This is a genomic window from Microbacterium sp. 22179 (genome assembly GCF_052045715.1).
GTDB lineage: Bacteria > Actinomycetota > Actinomycetes > Actinomycetales > Microbacteriaceae > Microbacterium > Microbacterium galbinum.
Genome location: NZ_JBQEPJ010000008.1, coordinates 1 through 18,249 on the forward strand (window position 1 = coordinate 1; position 18,249 = coordinate 18,249).

Genomic DNA, 18,249 nt, shown 5'->3' on the forward strand with positions numbered 1-18,249 from the left:
CTGGCGGAACACCGGGCTCTGCTGCGCGCGGTCGAGCTCGATCTCGAGGGCCGCGGCGGCGGCGTGCCACCAGGGCGATCGCTCCGGACGCCAGCAGGAGTCCGGCGATGACGATCAGCGGCGTGGAGTCCGCACCCGTGATGGCGAGCGACGTGTTCGATCCGCCCTTGGGGGTGGTCGGCTTCGTCGGCGGCGTGGTCGGCGGCACGACGGTGACCGCGTTCTCGAGACCGATCTCGACGAGTCCGGCACCCTGCGTGAAGGTGGCGGTGCCGTCACCGTTGTCGGTGACACCGGTGCCCGAGAACTTCGGGGTGGCGAAGGTGACGCCCGGAGCCGTCGCCTTGACCTCGCTCAGCGTGACGACCGTTCCCTCGGGAACCTCGAGGATCGAGTAGACCGTGCCGTTGCGCACCTCGAAGGTGTCTTCGCGGGGCTCGGTCTCGCCCGGAACCATCGCGCTGTAGCTCACGGAGTACGACATGTCGACGACCTTGGCCGCACCGTCGCCGGTCACGGTCTTGGTCACGGCGAACGAGTACAGGTTGAAGTTCACCGGGTTCTCGAGCCCGACCGAGATCGTGCCCTCACCGATGGTGACCGACGCGGAGCCGTCACCGTTGTCGGTGACACCGGTGCCCGTGTAGACGGGGGTGCCGTAAGTGACGTTCGCGGCGGTCGGTGCGACCTCCGAGAGCGTAACGACGGTGCCGACCGGCAGCTCGGCGAGACCGTCGGTCTCACCGTCGGCGATCACGAGCGAACCGGTGACGGTCTCGCCCGCGGCGATGTAGGAGTAGTTCACGGTGTACTCCGCGTCGGCGACGACGCCCGCGCCGCTGCCCGTGACGACCTTGGTCACGTCGAAGCCGCCGAGCAGCTGCTCGACCGGGTTCTCGAGACCGATCTCGATCAGGCCGTCGATCATGGTGACCGTGGCCGTGCCGTCGCCGTTGTCGGTGACGCCCGTTCCGGAGAAGACCGGTGTGCTGTAGACGACGCCCTCGCCCGTGGCCTGGACCTCGGAGAGCGTGATGACCGCGCCCTCGGGCACGTCGTTCAGGTCCGCGGTCTGACCGTCGGTGACAGTGAGCGTGCCGTTCGTCGTGCCGTAGGAGTAGTTCACCGTGTACGAGGTGCCCGCGACCTGCGGGGCACCCGAACCGGTGACGGTCTTGGTGAGCGCGATGTCGCCGAGGTTGTCACCCTCGCCGCCACCGCCGGCGCCCGCGTACGGGAGCGGGGTCGCGTTGTAGGTCGTGCCGTTCACGACGGCGCTGTTGTTGAAGACGTCGCCGTTCTGCGCGCCCTCCGGCCAGTCCATCACGACCTGCACCTGGTAGATGCGGGTGCCGTCGGTATTGGCACCGTTCAGCTGGACGTCGAAAGCGGTGTCAGCAGGGCGGTCTGTCAGCGTGTAGGAACCGGCTCCGGTGCCCTGACCGAGGTAGGTCCACTTCGACGTGTCGCTGCGCTGCTCCCAGTCGACCTTGGCGATCGAGCGGACCGTCAGGCGTGACGGGTCGAACACGAGCGGGGAGTCGTAGTCATCGGTGATGATCGGGTTGGGACCGGCGCCGAGGTCTTCGCTCGGGACGTCGATGTTCCATGTCATCGAGGTACCGTCATCGTTCGGGTACCCGAACTTGGTCGGCGAACCGGGAGCGGTGTCGGGCCCAGCCGTGCCGACGCCTCCCTCGACATCGGTGACGATCGTCACGTTGTTGCCGGTCGTGAACTCGATCTGCTCCTCGGTGAACGTCTCGACGAACTTCGCGTTGAAGTTCAGCGTGCCGTGCACGTTGTTGTGATCGGCCACGAAGTCGGTGAGCGTGCAGACGAACTGGTTCGCGGTCACCTCGCAGGTGCCCACGATGTTGCCATCAGCGTCCGGCAGGTTGATCGAGGCACCGAACCCGACGAGCGCATCGGGGAAGTTGAGGGTGAAGGTGTCGCCCGGCTGCGCCGAGTCCGGCACAGCCCAGGTCGCGGCGACCTGGTACTGCGCATCCTTCACGTACGGCGGCGCGTTGACGATGTCGACGGCAGTCACGCCGTTTACCTCGGCGGCGTTCGCCGGCTGTGCCGCGAGCACCCCCGAGAACATGGCGAGGACCATGCCCATCAGTACAAGAAGTGCGCCGGTCGCGCGCGAGCGCTTTCGGAGCACTGCAGAATTCCCATTCATCCCAGTTCCCTTTTCCCGTTTCGAAGCACAGCGGTCGGCGTAAGCCCCCCGACAATAAGACGCCGTGCTCGCGCGTTCATTACGCGCTTCGTTCGTTTTTCTCCGGGCTACGGACTCTCCGTCATCGACGAGCGGCATCCGACAGAGCGTCCACACGTGTGGTGAACACCCCTCCACACGTGGTGCATCGGTGCCGCGCGCCCCAAGTCAGAACTCCGGGCCCACTAAGCAAGACGTGGTCGCTTCGGGAATCGGTCGGCGGGCGCCAAAACATTTCACTGAAGGTTTTGAACGACCGGTTCGGTAGGAGGTGGCGGCCGCCCCTAGGAGGAGGGACGGCCGCCTGACGCCGGCACCGTGGGGGCCCGGCTCTCCCGGCGTCACTAACCAAGACGAGATGGGATACCGAATATGTCGGTCGATCCGCGATATTCCCATAACCCGTTTCGCTACCCCCGCTCGGGACGCAAAAGCGACGGCCGGCCCCGCAGCAGGAGGGCCGGCCGTCGTCGAGTGGTGCGCATCCAGAAAGATGCGGATCCCCCCGATTTGCTCCGACGGGATGGGAGGACGTCGGAGCAGCACCCCGGAAGCAGGAGTCCGAAGGCGCCACTTGTAAGACGGGTTCGGGGGTGGAATCTGTCGGTGGGGCGGTGGATTTCTTGTGGTGCGGCTAGCGCGGGCATGAGAACGCCCGGGCCGGCGTGAGCCGAGCCCGGGCGTTCGGGAGGTGGATCAGGCGGTCTCGTCCAGGCGGCGACGGCGGAGCGTCAGCACGAGGCCGAGGGCCAGGGCGGCAAGAGCGGCGATCGAGACTCCGATGCCGACCATCGTGCCACCGGTGATCGCGAGGCCCGCGGTGGGAGGCGTGACGCCTCCGCCCTCTCCCGGAGCCGGCGGCACCGGGATGTCACCGCACGCCTTGTCGGTGACGGTGGTGCCGTCGACCGTGAGCTCGGCTTCGTTCACGAACCCGCCACCGGTCTCGGTGGTCGTGGTCGTGCACTCCGCCTCGACGACCGTGATGCTCGTGGCGACCGTGGTCTCGATGACCACCCGGTAGGTGTGCGTCGTCTCACCCGGCAGCGTCACGTCCGACGCGATGGTCGTGTCTTCCACGCCGTCGTAGTCGGGGTTGGTGTCGACCTCACCCGGGGTGATGTTCTCGACCTCGACATCGCCGATCTCGACGTCGCCACCGAAGTCGAGCGCGTCGACCAGGTCGTACACGCCATCGGCGGTGCCGTTGTTGACCACGTCGAGCTCGTAGGTCACGACCGAGGTGTTGTCGTCGCTGAGCTCGGTGGCTCCGACGTAGCGCTTGTCGAGCACCATGTCGAAGTTCCGGTCGATGATCACACCCGCGTCGAGCGAGAGATCGTCGGTGTCCTGCCCGAGGGTGAACACCTGCGTGGCACCGGTGGCGGTGTCGGCATCCGAATCGAGGTTCACGTCGCCCGCGTGCTGCGTCGTGAACGTCGTGTTGGAGTTCAGCCCGTTCGGGTCGAAGATCACCTGGTACTCACCCGAGGCGAGGTTGCCGAACGAGTAGAACCCGTCGGCGTCGGTGACGGTCTCGAGCGAGACGGGGTTGCCGTCGACGTCGGTTCCGACCAGGCGCACGGGGAAGCCCGCGATGCCCGGCTCGCCCTCGGACTGCAGCCCGTCGGCGTTCACGTCTTCGAACACCAGGTCGCCGACCGACGACGAGATGATCCGCACGGTGCGGATGGCGGGACCGACGCCCTGGGTGACGCCGTCGGCGCGACCCGCGGTGACGTTGTTGTAGACGTCGCCGCCGGCGTTGCCGACCGGGGTCATGGCGATGTCGACCTGGAACGGCGTCGCCGGGGTGAAGGCGCCCGCGCGCTGGAAGCGCAGGCCCGTCACCTCGTCGTTGGCCGTCGGGCAGTCGGCCGCGGTGCCCGAGCCGGACACCACGTTGCCGGAGATCGCGTCGCACCAGACGGTGGCGCCGCCTGCGGCGTTGGACGCGTGCCCGGGGGCGACGTTCAACGAGGCGGATGCCGTGGCCGTGTAGAGGATGCGGATGTTGTCACCGGCGACCGCGGTCGCGGAGTCGAGCACCAGCTGACCCTGGAAGTCGCTGTTGTTCACTCCGTTGGCGGGCAGCACATCGATCACGTCGACGTTGCTGACGTTCTGCGGGGAGTCGACGTTCGCGAAGAACACGCTCCACTGCACGGTGCGCGGCGTCTCGACACCCTCGGGGTTGACCTCGATGACGGGCTTGTTGACCGTCTTCGCGACCTTGATGCCCGTCGGTACGACCAGCTGGATCTGCACGTCGTCGTCGCGCAGCGAGGACGGGCTGTTGTCCGCTGGCGACGAGACCAGCACCTGGTTTGAGTAGACCCCGTTACGAGCCGTCTCGATGATCTCGGCGGCCACGACGATCGGAGTGATCGCGACGCCGGGCGCGAGCTCACCGAGGTCGAAGCGCACGTACTGGCGGTTTGCGGCGCATCCGATCTCCGCATCGTCCGGCGCACCCATCTGAACAGCCGCGGGGGTCACACTGGTTCCACCCTGAGTAGAGGACTCGTATACCTGGTACAGCGGAAGACAATCCTCGACGATCACGAGCGCTGGCGACCCCTCGCCCAGGCCTGTCGAGGTCAGCGACGGATCGAGGCGGTAGGTGATGGTGTTGCCCGCGGTGAACTGCGGTACGACGTTGTTGACGAACTCGCCCGTAGTGGGATTCTGAACCCACTTCTCCACACGCACTACGGCTTCGCCCTGGAAGATCCGGTCACCGAAGTTCCCTCCGTGAGTCTCCGGATTGTAGGTCGGGAGCGTGGTCTGACGCGCAGAATCCGACGCCGCCTGCGCCGCGGTCTTCACGCCCTGCGAGATCATGCGCGATGCCCAGTTACCGATCGGCGCGGGGTCGTCCGAGTCGAGCACGACCTGGCCGATCGCGAACTGCAGGTTTACATCACCGAAAGTCGTGCCGATGGGCCACTCCGTGTTGAACGTGATTCGAACGCGGTTGACTCCCTGCCAGACAGTTCGGCCTTGGCCGTCAACAGTCGGCGTCACCAAGTCGCTCGGGTCGGTCACCCACGTTCCCGTCGCGCAGTTCGCGTCAGCGCCCGGGCCCGCAGGCCCCGTGCTGTATTCGATCGTGACGTTACGCGCCCCGGACGCAGCCGTTCCCAGAACGCTAGCCGGCGTAATGACGTTGGCCTGGGTGTAGTGCGCCAGATACACCGGTTCATTGTTTCCGGGATAAAACGTCGGGTTCCACCCGTTCCATGATGGGTGGGCCGCGAGCGCGAGACGGTCAGCCTCCCACACGTCACAGGAGATGACGGTGCGCGAAAGGCCCGTTCCGGTCCCTGCCGGAGCCGACTCGCTGACGTTGATCACGCTCTGAACGGCTTGTCCCGCCATGACCACGCTGTTCCCGTCCTTACGAACGCCCGAACCGGGAGGGCCCTCGAAGGTCTGATTGCCCGAGAAAGCGCTCGCCGGTGTATTTCCCGCCTGACCATAGATCCCGGTGAACGACTTGTCGTATGTCCCTGCGGCTTGAAGTCGGATCGCAGCATCTCGTGTGTTGTTCGCGGGATCATCGACCCCTGGGGTGCCATCGATGCCGGTCATTCGAATGTTCGTGTATTCGTTGTGCGTGCCGATGACGAATCCGTTTCCGTCGGCACCGAATTCGAGGATCGCCGCCTGCGGCACGTGCACTCGAAGCTCGAACGCGGCGATCACACCGAAGTTCGCGGGCAGGGCGACCCCGCTGCCCGTCGTTGTCGGCACCGTCGTACCGCTGGTGTCGGTTCCGGTCAGTGTGATGACACCGTTCTCGCCGGGCGCTCCACCGACACAGCTGACAGCACCCGTGTCGCGGGCAGAGTTCGTTGTATTTGCGTAAGACCCCAGCGAGAGTCGAGAGTAAGGGAGTGTCGCCCGGTACCCACTTCCGGAGGTGACCAGACTGCAGTTGCGGAAGACCGGTGCGTAGGCTGCGGTCGCGGCTGCTTCCGACCCGGCAGCCGCAACCATCTGACCCCACATCGCGGCCCCGTAGAAGGAGGCCGGATCGAGGTTGTCTTCGAAGATGATCGGCGAGCTCAAAGGAGCGACGCCCTTGCCGCCCGTGGGAACGGAGATCGACACCGGGTAGGAGAGCTCGCGGCACGCCTTCAACGCATCGTTCACACAAGGAACGGTATTGAGGAAGAGCGGTCCCTGGTTCGGGTCCGTTGCAGTGGCGCGCTTCGACAGATCGAACCGCGGAGCCGCGGACACCGTCTGCGACACGGGCTCGGTCGACACGGCATCCGGGATCTGGTCGCTGGTGACGTCGAAGACGACGGGATCCATCGTGGTGCCGTTGGTCACCTCGGGCTTGACCCGCGTGACGAACGGATAGTTGAGCGAAGTGCCACCGGTCTGGTCGTCGAGCACACAGACGACCTCCTGGGTGGGGTACGACTGCCACGACGTTCCGGTGATCGGCGGGGTCAGCGCGGGCAGCGTCTGCGGCGTCGCCCCCGAACCCGGCAGGCAGAACGGTGGCAGGCTCACGAGCTCCTGGCCACGCGGAACCGTGAAGCGCACGGTCGGGGTGGTCTGGTCGTCGCCCTCGAAGCGGATGCCGAGGTTGTACGAGATCGTGTCGTTCGTGCGGATGATGTCGTTGTCGGCACTCGAGTCGTTGCCGGCGGCGTCATCGGCCGAGAACGGCGCGGTTCCCGTCGTCTGGCTGATCGTCAGCGCGAGCGTCGCCGCCGCGGATGCCGGAGCGGCGACGATGAAGCCGGCGCACAGCGCGCTCAGCGCCGCCGCCACCCCCATGGTCCTGGTCAAAGCGCGCGTGCGCGCGGTCGTGCGAGTCATGATGGCCCTTCCCCTAGCCAAGGTGATGCGCAAACAGATGCTCCCCGTGAGCAGAGAACTTCGGACGTTCTCCACCTGGTGAGACTTCGGGTAGCGCTCATTATTACGCGAAACTGGAAACTTTGTGTGAATAAATCTGTCGTTAAGTGAGGACGCTCTTAGCGCGCACGTGCGCGAGAGTCTTCAAAGCATCGGTCGCGGCCTGCGATGTGGTCACGATGTCGTCGTAGTGGTGCACGAACCCGTGCGCGTCTTCGATGACGACGGTGACGCGCACCTGCTGCGTGTCGAGTTCGGCGGGCGGGGTCGGCGACCCCACCCGCTCGAATCGCCCGCGGATCACTCCGGCACCGCGTGGTTCCGCAGTGCGGTGTCGTCGGCGAGGGTGGACAGCATCCGTCCTCTGGCCTGTGACAACCCGCGCACGCGATGCAGGTCGTGCCCGCGTTCGCGCGTGAGCACGCCCCGTTCGGGCGTGCGGTCGTGTGCCGCTGCCTGCGGCGAAGAAAGTGCTGCCATTCGAATCCCGCTCCCCCATCCATTGACCCGCTCCCGCGATCCCCGTGCCGACTACTGCAGAAAAGCTGGGTGGAGGCGAGCCGACTTGGGGAGGCTTCTCCACCCAGCCACCCGAACGAACGGGCTCGACACTGGGGAGGGTCGAGCGGGAAGAAGACTCCCCGCACTCATGTGACGGGGTCGACCCCGGAATCTGTCGGCGGAATCCGAAAGTCAGTCGCCGACGGTGCCGCGCGACGTGCCGTTGAGCATCGAACCGCCCGCGGTGCGACCGTCGAACCCGATGTCGAACGTGACCTCGGCGGCAGGGGCATGCGTCACCTCGAAGCGTCCGCCGCTCGGCGACTCGCGGTCGGTGGTGCACGATACGTCGCCGCCCTCGACGAGGCAGGTCCACCCGCTCGGGGCGGTGATCGACGCGACGTCGACCGAGAGATCCATGCGCAGCGTGCCCAGCGTGAACGACTCGTCCTGCACGGTGAGCGCCATGTCGAACTCGCTGTGCTCGGCGTCGACCGCCTCCGAGGTCAACGCCAGCGACCCCAGCGGGGTCTCGTCGAAGAACCACGTCTTCGTGACGAAGGTCACCACGACCACCGTCATGAGCACGAGCGCGGTCGCGGCGGCCGCGAGCATCGCCGTCGTGCGCGCCCACTCCTGCCAGATCGACGACCCGGAACCGCCATCAGAAGGCACATCGGCGGGAGCATCCGCCGGCGTCTCCGGCACCGAGGCATCCGCCCCATCCACCGGCAGCTCGTCGGCCTCGGCCGAGCCCGACGGGCCGGCCAGTGCCACCGCTCCCGCGAGCGGCAGTGCGGCGAGCGTCGCGAGCCCGGCGAATCGCTTCCACGACCGGCGACAATACGGGCACGTGCGGTAGTGGTCGGCCGACCGGCCGCCCTTCGTGCCCTCGGGGGTGTCGCCCACCGCATCGGGCAGCAGCTGCGCCGCCGCCACGCACTCCGGTCGAGCGTTCTCCTCGAGCAGCAGACGCAGCGTCGTGCGCCGCAGATTGCCCTTCGCCCGGCGCGACAGCGAATAGATCGCGGATGCCGGACGCGCCATGTGCTCTTCGAGATCCCGCGGCTTGCGCCCTTCGAGCACGGTCGCGACGAGCACGCGCTGCTGGTCGGACGGCAACTCGGCGAGCGCCTTGCGCACGATCGCCAACTCCGATTCGATCTCGAGCTCGCGGATGCGCGGATCGGCGTTCGACGCCGGCTCCTCGACGTTGTCGAGCGGGGCGACCTTCGACCGCGGCGAGCGGAAGTCGTCACGGATGCGATTGCGCATGGTCTGCGCGATGTACGCCGGCACGTTCTCGGTCGGGCCCGTGCCCTGCGACCACTTGGCGAGCACCATCAGCAGCGCATCGCCGAGCAGATCGTCGGCGTCGTGCGTGATGCCCGCGACCCGCTTGGAGGTGAGGGTCAGCGAGGGCATCATCAGCGCGAAGTACTCGCCCGCCGCATCGCGATCGCCGGATGCCGCCCGGCGCACGAGCTCTGCCGTCGCATCGGAATCGAGGGCAGGCGAATCGACGGCGTCGTCTTCGGGCGCCGCATCGGCGCCGGAAGCGTCGGGGGGAAACGCGTCCGTCATCACTTTCCTCATCGATTCGCAGGGGGCGGGGCGCAGCACATGCAACGCGTGCTGCCGCCGAGCGGAAACGATACACCGCCGAGCCGACGCGTGGCATCACGAAGCGTCGGCTCGGGGGCGAACTGTGGATAAGTGAGGGCGATTGTTGCGGGCCCTTTTCGGGTGGGCCCGCACTCTCAAGACGAGATCGACCCGCGAATCTGTCGGGTCGGATGGCGCGTCAGACGGCGGAGATGCGCCAGGCCGCCTCGTGCGACTCGCCGGGCTCGAGCACCACCAGGTCGACGCCCGAGTTGAAGGCATCCGGCGGGCAGGTCATCGGCTCCACGGCGAGGCCGACCCGGTTCGTCTCGGGCAACGGGGTGTCGGCCGTGTGCACCTGCACCCACGGGCAGCGCTCGTCGAACGTGATCGCGACGCCGTGGCCGTCGGCCGCGAGCACCGTCACCGCGGCGACGCCCGACGGATGCCGCTCGAGAGACGTAAACGCGTGGTCGATGAACGTCTCACCGATCAGTCGCTCCTCACGGAAATCGAACTCGGGCACCAGCTCGACGGCTTCGACGCGCACCGGGCTCAGGCGATCCTCGGTCACGAGCAGCACCTCGGATGCCGGCAGGCTCAGCGTCCAGGCATCCACCCCGCCGTCACCCGCCCACAGGTACGGGTGCGGTCCCGTGCCCCACGGCGCGGGCACGTCGTCGACGTTCGTCGCGGTCACCGTCTGGGTCAGTCCGTCGATGCCGACCGCGTACTCGGTCTGCACCGTCACGCGGAACGGATAGCCGTCCTGCGCGGGGATCGTCGCCTCGAGCGTCAGCCGATCGGATGCCGTCGACACCACGCTCCAGTCGACCCAGGCGAGCAGCCCGTGCAGGGCGTGCCCGCGCGCGGGTTCGGTCAGCGCGAGCCGGTGGTCGACACCGCCGAACGAATAGATGCCGTCGACGACGCGATTCGGCCACGGGGCGAGGGTCGCCCCGCGGTAGGCGGGGCGCACGGCATCCGCCTCGAAGGGAACGACCAGATCGCGACCCTGGAACGTCAACGCGCGCAGGGAGGCGCCGACGCTCGCGATCGTCGCCTCGTAGCCGTCGGAGAAGATCGTGAACTGGCGGCCGGAACGGGGGGTGGTGGTCATTGGATCCACGTTACTTGTGTCCTTCGTCTCGCTTCGCTCGCTCAGGAACCGGGTGTCTCACCGGTCCCTGAGCGAGGAGCGCAGCGACGAGACGAAGGGTCACAGGCCTTGGGCGAGGCGGTGGTAGGCCTGGTTCCAGCGCACCTGCTGCTGGAACTCGGGCAGGCGGGTCGTGTCGTCGATCACGAGCAGTTCGACCTCCGCCATCTCGGCGAAGTCCCGGAACGCCTCGATGCCCACGGCCGTCGACATCACGGTGTGGTGCGCGGCTCCGGCGGTGAGCCAGGCGGCGGCGCTGGTCGGGAAGTCGGGCTGCGGCTTCCAGACGGCACGGCCGACAGGGAGCTTCGGCAGCGCCGCGGTCGGCTCGACGTTCTCGACGACGTTGGCCGTGAGGCGGAACCGGTCGCGCATGTCCGACAGCGCCACCACGACCGCCGGGCCCGGGTCGGCCGTGAACACGAGGCGCACCGGGTCGTCCTTGCCGCCGATCCCCAGCGGATGCACCTCGAGCGTCGGCTGCTGCGACGACAGCGACGGCGAGACCTCGAGCATGTGCGCCCCGAGGATCACCTCGTCGCCCGGGGTCATGTCGTAGGTGTAGTCCTCCATCAGGCTCGCGCCACCGGGCAGACCCGCACCCATCACGTTGGCGACGCGCACGAGCAGCGCGGTCTTCCAATCGCCCTCGGCGCCGAAGCCGTACCCCTCGGCCATCAGGCGCTGCACCGCGAGACCCGGCAGCTGCGTCAGCGCGCCGAGGTCTTCGAACGAGGTCGTGAACGCCCCGAAACCACCCTCCTCGAGGAACGAGCGCAGACCGATCTCGATCGCCGCGCCGTCGCGCAGGGACTGGTGGCGCTCGCCCCCGCGACGCAGTTCGGGAGCCACGGCGTAGAGCTCTTCGTACTCGGCGACGAGAGCGTCGATCTCGGCATCCGAGGCGGCGGCGACGGCATCCGCCAGGTCGTTCACGCCCCAGGTGTTGACCTGCACGCCGAAGCGCAGCTCGGCCTCGGTCTTGTCGCCCTCGGTGACCGCGACGAAACGCATGTTGTCGCCGAACCGGGCCAGCTTCAGCGACCGCGCCGCCGCGAGGCCCGCCGCCGCACGCTGCCAGGTCGCGAGCTCGGCGCGCACGCGCGGGTCGCTCGCGTGACCGACGATCGTCTTGCGCGGGATGCCGAGGCGCGTCTGGATGTATCCGAACTCGCGGTCGCCGTGCGCGGCCTGGTTGAGGTTCATGAAGTCGAAGTCGATCTCGCTCCACGGCAGCGCCACGTTGTGCTGGGTGTGCAGGTGCGCGAGCGGCTTGCGCAGGCTGTCGAGGCCGGTGATCCACATCTTCGCCGGGCTGAACGTGTGCATCCAGGCGACGACGCCGATCACGCGGTCGTCGGCGTTCGCGTCGATGGCGATACGGCGGATCGCGTCGGAGTCGGTGAGCACGGGCTTCCAGACGATGCGCACCGGCACGTCGTCGGCCGCGTCGAGGATGCCGGCGATCTCCTGCGACTGGGCGGCGACCTGGGCGAGGGTCTCCGGGCCGTAGAGGTGCTGGCTGCCGGTGAGGAACCAGACCTCGTAGCCGTCGAGCGACGTGGTCAGCGGGGTGCGGGTCATGAGGCGTCCTTCTTGAGGTCCGGGCTGGGGTCCTGGCTGGTTCCCTGCGTGGGCAGGGCGGTGATGGCGGCGGCCTCGATGGCGAGGCCCGCGCGGTAGCGGTCGAGGTAGGCGGCGAACCCGGCGACGTCGGTCGGGTCGGGTTCGGCGGTGACGACGGATGCCCCGGCGAAGACAGTCTCGTCGAGATAGGCGGCGAGCGGTCGGTCGGCCTGATCGAGGTACGCGGCGAGCACCGCGATGCCCCACGCTCCGCCCTCGGCGGCGAGATCGCCGACGTCGACCGGGGTGTCGAGGGCCGCGGCGAGGAAACGCTGGGCCACACCCGCCGTGCGGAACAGGCCGCCGTGGGCGAACATCCGCTCGATCCGCACGCCGTCGTCGGCGAGGATCCGCATCCCCAGGGCGAGTGTGCCGAAGACGCCGTAGATCTGCGCGCGCATCACGTTCGCGAGGGTGAACGAGGCATCCGGGGTGCGCACGAAGAGCGGGCGGCCCTGGTCGAGTCCGACCACCGGCTCGCCGGCGAGATGGTTGTAGGCGAGCAGGCCACCGGCATCCGGATCGCCCTGCAGCGCCTCGGCGAACAGGGTGGCGAAGACCTGATCCTCGTCGACGAACTGCCCGTTCGCGACCGTGAACCGGTGGAACAGCGCCGCCCAGGCCCCGAGCTCGCTCGCGCCGTTGTTGCAGTGCACCATCGCGACCGTCGCGCCGGCGGGCGTCGTGACGAGGTCGAGCTCTTCGTGCACGGTGGGCAGCGGCTTCTCGAGCACCACCATCGCGAAGATGCTCGTGCCCGCGCTGACGTTGCCGGTGAGCGGGGCGACCGAGTTCGTCGCCACCATGCCGGTGCCCGCGTCGCCCTCCGGCGGGCAGAGCGGAATACCGGGCTGGAGCGCGCCGGTCGGGTCGAGGAGCGCGGCCCCCTCGGGGGTGAGGGCGCCGGCATCCGCCCCCGCCGGGAGCACGGCCGGGAGCAGCGGGCGCAGGTCGCGACCGGTGTGATCGCGGTAGGCCTGGAGCAGGCGCTCGTCGTAGTCGATCGTGGCGGAATCGATCGGGAACATGCCCGAGGCATCCCCCACTCCGAGCACGGTACGACCGGTCAAGCGCTCGTGCACGTAGCCCGCGAGGGTGGTGATCGACGCGACGTCGGCGACGTGGGATTCGCCGTCGAGCGCTGCCTGGTGCAGGTGCGCGACCGACCATCGCTGGGGGATGTTCACGCCCAGAACCTGGGTGAGCTCGACCGAGGCCTCGCCCGTGCTCGTGTTGCGCCAGGTGCGGAAGGGCACGAGCAGAGTGCCGTCGGCGTCGAAAGCGAGGTAGCCGTGCATCATCGCCGATATACCGATCGCCCCGAACGAGGAGGGGCGGATGCCGTGGCGCTCCTGCGCGTCGTCGACCAGTGCGGCGTACGCCGCCTGCAGCCCCGACCACACCTCCTCGAGCGGATAGGTCCAGCGGCCGTCGACGAAGCTGTTCTCCCACGTGTGCGACCCGGTCGCCAGCACCTCGGCGGTGTCGGCGTCGATCAGGCAGGCCTTGATGCGGGTCGATCCGAGCTCGATGCCGAGGGCGGTGCGGTTGCGCGCGATGACCTCGGCGGCGGTCCCCGAGCTCCGACGAACGGTCATCGGCGGGCGTCCGCACTCTGGCCGTACACGTTCTGGTACCGGTCGAACAGACGGTCGATCGCCGCCTGCGGGAGGGGGATCACCGGGCCGGCCTCGCGGGCGTAGTGCACGGTGCGGGCGACGTCTTCGACCATGACCGCGGCCTTCACGGCATCGTTCGCGTCGACGCCGATCGTGAACGGCCCGTGGTTCTGCATCAGCACCGCACGGCTGCGGTGACCGCTGAGCGTCTCGACGATGCCGCGACCGATCGAGTCGTCGCCGATGATCGCGAACGGGCCGACCGGGATCGGGCCGCCGAACTCGTCGGCCATCGCCGTGATGACGCAGGGGATCTCCTCGCCGCGCGCCGCCCAGGCGACCGCGAACGTGGAGTGCGTGTGCACGACCCCGCCGACCTCGGGCATGTGGCGGTAGACGTAGGCGTGCGCCGCGGTGTCGCTCGAGGGGCTCCGCTCGCTGCCGGGGGCGCCGGGGATCGCGGTGCCGTCGAGATCGCAGAGGATCATGTTCGAGGGTGCGAGATCGTCGTAGCTCACGCCCGAGGGCTTGATCACGAACAGGTCGGCTCCGGGCACACGGCCCGAGACGTTGCCGCCGGTCCAGACGACCAGGCCGTTGCGCACGAGTTCGCCGTGCAGGCGGGCGACATCGGCGCGGGTGCGGTCGATCGCCGCCTGGATGTCGGGGGCGTATCGGGGGGCGTCGTCGCTCATGGCACCTCGTCGTGGGCTTGACTGTGACCGGTCACAGTTCGGGTCACGGAGAGCCTACGGCGGGGTCGGTGGCGGGGTCAAGCGGGGGTCGCCTCGGGGTGGGATGCTTCGACATGCTCAGCAACCCAGTGGTCGGAACTGGGCCCCTGAGCCTGTCGAAAGGCCGCCCCGAGAAACGCCTCAGACCGACGGGGCCGCGATCGAGTCGCGCATCACGAGTTCGGGCACGATCGACTCCGCGGATGCCGCGGCATCCGCGGCGATCACCGCCGCGACCGCCCGCCGTGCGAGCTCGTCGAAGTCCTGCCGCACCGTCGTCAACCGCGGCCAGGCGTACGCCGCCTCCGGCAGATCGTCGAAGCCGACGACGCTGATCTCCCCCGGCACCGCGACCCCTGCCGCGTGCAGCGCGCCGATCAGCCCGAGCGCCATCTGGTCGTTCGCGGCGAACACCGCCGTGGCTCCGGCGTCGCGCAGCGCCTGCGCCGCCTCGAATCCGGCGCGCGCGGTCCAGTCACCGACCACGGTGAGCACGGGCTCCAGCCCCCGGGCCGCGAGCTCGGCCGCGAAGCCCTCGGCACGGGACTCCGCCTCGAGCCAGTCGGCAGGTCCGGCGAGGTGCGCGATGCGCGTGTGCCCGGCATCCGCCAGCGCCCCCACCGCCAACCGCGCACCGGCGACCTGGTCGACGCCGACCCCGCGCGCGTCGTGGCCGGCCGAGTGCAGGGTCACGATCGGAACCCCGACCGAGACGGTGTCGAGCATCCGCAACGTGCGGGCGTGCGGGGCGACGACGAGGATCCCCTCGACTCCCTGGGCGACGAGGTGATCGACCGCGGCCGACACCGACGCCGCGTCATCGGCATCCGCGAAGGCCGCGCTCACCCAGTACCCGGCGGCGCGGGCGGATGCCTCGATCGCCGCGATGCTGCGCGAGGGACCGAACTGCAGGGCGTCGGAGGCGAGGATCCCGAGCGTGCGCGACCGGCGCGTGCCCAGGGCGCGGGCGGCGTTGTTCATGCGATAGCCGAGCTCGCCCATCGCCTTCTCGACCCGCTCGCGCGTGGCGTCGGCGACATCCGGATGCTCGTTCAGCACCCGCGAGACGGTCTGCCGAGACACTCCGGCGAGCGCGGCGACATCGCGCACTCCGACCGCCCGCCCACTGTTGTCCACCACGTCGAGGAGTCTAGGCGGCGCGGCATCCCGTCCCTAACTCAGGACGATCGGGCCGAAACGCATCCGAAAGCCCCGGTTCGGGGCCCGAATCCGCAGTTTGTCCTGAGTTAGGGCCGGGCCCCGGCGAGCACAACTCCGGAGAATCGGCCCGAATCTCGGCGGAACCGAGCGAATCGGCCGAATCGTCAGCGATTCTCCGGAGTGATGAACCGGGGCGGGGCCCTTCGACAGGCTCAGGAACCCGGTTTCGGGCAAGGACCCCGTACCGGAGGTGGCGCCTTACCCCGCGACGACGGCGAGGGGGTCGGTCCACAGCGGGCGGAACGCGAGTTCGGCCGCGCCGACGAGCAGCCGGTCCGAGCCGAGGGCCGCGGTGCGCAGCTCGACGACCTCGGCGCTCTCGCTCATCGCGAGTCGCGAGACCTCGGCCGCGAGGGTGTCGTGCTCGGCGTCGTCGAGCAGCGCGAGGAATCCGCCCAGCACGACGACTGCGGGGTTGAGCACGTTCACCGCGTTGGCGAGAGCGCTGCCGAGCACCCGGGCCTGCCGAGCGACCTCGGCCTCGGCAGCGGGGAGGGCTGCCGTATCGAGCGCTGCGGCGAGCGCGGCGTCGTCGGCGTCGTCGAGGCCGAGGAGCGCCAGCAGATGCCGCCGGTTCACCTCTTCTTCGAGCACGCCGTCGGACGTGCGGCGGTCGGCGTCGTCGTCGATGCGAGGGCGGTTGTGACCGAACTCCCCCGCGTAGCCGTTCGCCCCGGTCGCGGCCCGTCCGTGGATCACGAGCCCGCCGCCGATGCCCGAGGCGCCGCCGTTGAGGTAGACGAGTTCGTCGATGTCGCGGCCGGCGCCGAAGAGGTGCTCGGCGAGCGCCCCGAGGGTCGCATCGTTGTCGACGGCGGTGCGGATGCCGGTGAGCTCCTCGACCCGCGCGGCGAGAGGTTCATCGGTCCAGGCGAGGTGCGGGGCGTTGCGCACGACGCCGTCGGCGGTGCGCACGAGCCCGGGCACGGCGACGCCGATGCCGATCACGGTGCTGTGCAGCAGAGCATCCGTCTGCCAGTGCGCCAATCGGGCGGCGACGAGCGCGGCGACCTCGGCGGCGGTCGGGGTGGCCGTGTTGACGATGCGCTCGCGCACGACGATGCGGCGGTCGAGGGCGACGGCGGCGATCTCGACCGCGTCGACCTCGGGGTGCACGCTGATCGCGACGACGGATGCCGAGGGCGCGACCACCGGCGAGGGGCGTCCGGCGCGCGACGAGGATTCCGGCGGGCGCTCGTCGACGAGTCCCGCGGCGGCGAGTTCGAAGACGAGGGCGGCGATCGTGGAGCGGTTGAGCCCGGTGGCCTCGGTGAGGGCCGATCGCGACTGGGCGCCGTCGTGATGGACGATCGACAGGATCCGCGCGAGGTTCGCTTCGCGGGAGCGCGGGGTGGTCAGGTCACGGGGCACGTTCCCACTTTAGGGGTGCGGATGCGGCCTGTCATCGGTTATGTTGCGAATCACAACTTATTGCGCCGCGGCATCCGCCCGGCCCCGCAGACCACCGCAGCACTCGCAGAGGAGCGATCATGCCCACCCCCACCCGCGCCGACAAGTTCTCGTTCGGACTCTGGACCATCGGCTACAACGGCACCGACCCGTTCGGCGGCCCCACCCGCCCGGCGCTCGACGTCGTGCACGCCGTCGAGAAGCTGTCGGAGCTCGGCGCCTACGGCCTCACCTTCCACGACGACGACCTGTTCGCCTTCGGATCGACGGATGCCGAGCGCCAGACCCAGATCGACCGCCTGAAGGGCGCACTCGCCGACACGGGCGTCGTGGTGCCGATGGTGACCACCAATCTCTTCAGCGCTCCCGTCTTCAAGGACGGCGGCTTCACGTCGAACGACCGCCAGGTGCGCCGCTTCGCGCTGCGCAAGGTGCTGCGCAACCTCGATCTCGCCGCCGAGCTCGGAGCCAAGACCTTCGTGATGTGGGGTGGCCGCGAGGGCGCCGAGTACGACTCGGCGAAGGACGTGCGCGCAGCTCTCGAACGCTATCGCGAGGCCGTCAACCTGCTCGGCGACTACGTCACCGACAAGGGCTACGACATCCGCTTCGCGATCGAGCCCAAGCCCAACGAGCCCCGCGGCGACATCCTGCTGCCGACGCTCGGCCACGCGATCGCGTTCATCGACTCCCTCGAGCGCCCCGAGCTCGTGGGCGTCAACCCCGAGGTCGGGCACGAGCAGATGGCCGGCCTCAACTTCACCGCGGGCATCGCCCAGGCGCTGTACCACGGCAAGCTCTTCCACATCGACCTCAACGGTCAGCGCGGCATCAAGTACGACCAGGACCTCGTGTTCGGCCACGGCGACCTGCACAACGCGTTCTCGCTCGTCGATCTGCTCGAGAACGGCGGCCCCGGCGGGGTTCCGGCCTACGACGGCCCCCGCCACTTCGACTACAAGCCGTCGCGCACCGAGGACGAGACCGGCGTCTGGGACAGCGCCGCCGCCAACATGCGCACCTACCTGCTGCTCAAGGAGCGCGCCGCGGCCTTCCGCGCCGACCCCGAGGTGCAGGAGGCGCTCGCCGCCGCGAAGGTCGCCGAACTCTCGACGCCCACCCTGAACGAGGGCGAGAGCTACGACGACCTGCTCGCCGACCGCGCGGCCTACGAGGACTTCGACGCGAACGCGTACCTCGGCGGCAAGGGATTCGGCTTCGTGCGTCTGCAGCAGCTCGCCACCGAGCACCTGCTCGGCGCCCGCTGAG

12 protein-coding genes are annotated in these 18,249 nt (G+C 69.0%); 1 reads left to right on the forward strand and 11 read right to left on the reverse strand.

Going from position 1 to position 18,249, the window contains the following annotated elements; all coding sequences use genetic code 11:
• From ACTJKK_RS15085 to ACTJKK_RS15135, 11 genes are all read right to left on the reverse strand, one after another.
• On the reverse strand, positions 1-2,119 hold a 2,119-nt coding region (locus ACTJKK_RS15085), incomplete at its 3' end, for an Ig-like domain-containing protein (RefSeq protein ID WP_440748573.1).
• 804 nt (positions 2,120-2,923) lie between these two features.
• Complete coding sequence (locus ACTJKK_RS15090) at positions 2,924-7,066, reverse strand: SdrD B-like domain-containing protein (protein WP_440748574.1); 4,143 nt, start codon at positions 7,064-7,066, stop codon at positions 2,924-2,926.
• A gap of 142 nt (positions 7,067-7,208) precedes the next feature.
• Positions 7,209-7,385, reverse strand: coding sequence for a hypothetical protein (locus ACTJKK_RS15095; protein ID WP_440748575.1), 177 nt, complete (start codon positions 7,383-7,385; stop codon positions 7,209-7,211).
• Between the two features lie 20 nt (positions 7,386-7,405).
• On the reverse strand, positions 7,406-7,585 hold the full coding sequence (locus ACTJKK_RS15100; protein WP_440748576.1) for a hypothetical protein: 180 nt from the start codon (positions 7,583-7,585) through the stop codon (positions 7,406-7,408).
• A gap of 213 nt (positions 7,586-7,798) precedes the next feature.
• On the reverse strand, positions 7,799-9,190 hold the full coding sequence (locus ACTJKK_RS15105; protein WP_440748577.1) for an RNA polymerase sigma factor: 1,392 nt from the start codon (positions 9,188-9,190) through the stop codon (positions 7,799-7,801).
• A gap of 220 nt (positions 9,191-9,410) precedes the next feature.
• Positions 9,411-10,331, reverse strand: coding sequence for an aldose 1-epimerase family protein (locus ACTJKK_RS15110; RefSeq protein WP_440748578.1), 921 nt, complete (start codon positions 10,329-10,331; stop codon positions 9,411-9,413).
• Between the two features lie 99 nt (positions 10,332-10,430).
• The gene (gene araA / locus ACTJKK_RS15115) at positions 10,431-11,954 is read right to left on the reverse strand and encodes an L-arabinose isomerase (protein WP_440748579.1); all 1,524 of its coding nucleotides are present in this window, start codon (positions 11,952-11,954) and stop codon (positions 10,431-10,433) included.
• Positions 11,951-13,594, reverse strand: a complete 1,644-nt coding sequence (locus ACTJKK_RS15120; RefSeq protein ID WP_440748580.1) for a xylulokinase — start codon at positions 13,592-13,594, stop codon at positions 11,951-11,953. Before ACTJKK_RS15120 ends, araA begins: the two co-directional genes overlap by 4 nt.
• Entirely contained in the window at positions 13,591-14,310 is a 720-nt protein-coding gene (locus ACTJKK_RS15125) for an L-ribulose-5-phosphate 4-epimerase (RefSeq protein ID WP_440748581.1), read from the reverse strand. The genes ACTJKK_RS15120 and ACTJKK_RS15125 overlap by 4 nt, the downstream gene beginning before the upstream one ends.
• A 180-nt stretch (positions 14,311-14,490) precedes the next feature.
• Positions 14,491-15,489 carry a LacI family DNA-binding transcriptional regulator gene (locus tag ACTJKK_RS15130; protein WP_440748582.1) on the reverse strand — a complete coding sequence of 333 codons (999 nt, stop codon included), beginning with the start codon at positions 15,487-15,489 and terminating at the stop codon, positions 14,491-14,493.
• A gap of 279 nt (positions 15,490-15,768) precedes the next feature.
• Positions 15,769-16,941 carry an ROK family transcriptional regulator gene (locus ACTJKK_RS15135; RefSeq protein WP_440748583.1) on the reverse strand — a complete coding sequence of 391 codons (1,173 nt, stop codon included), beginning with the start codon at positions 16,939-16,941 and terminating at the stop codon, positions 15,769-15,771.
• A gap of 119 nt (positions 16,942-17,060) precedes the next feature.
• Here ACTJKK_RS15135 and xylA point away from each other — a divergent pair, with 119 nt between their 5' ends.
• The gene (gene xylA, locus ACTJKK_RS15140) at positions 17,061-18,248 is read left to right on the forward strand and encodes a xylose isomerase (protein WP_247624237.1); all 1,188 of its coding nucleotides are present in this window, start codon (positions 17,061-17,063) and stop codon (positions 18,246-18,248) included.
• The last annotated feature ends 1 nt before the right edge of the window (position 18,249 follow it).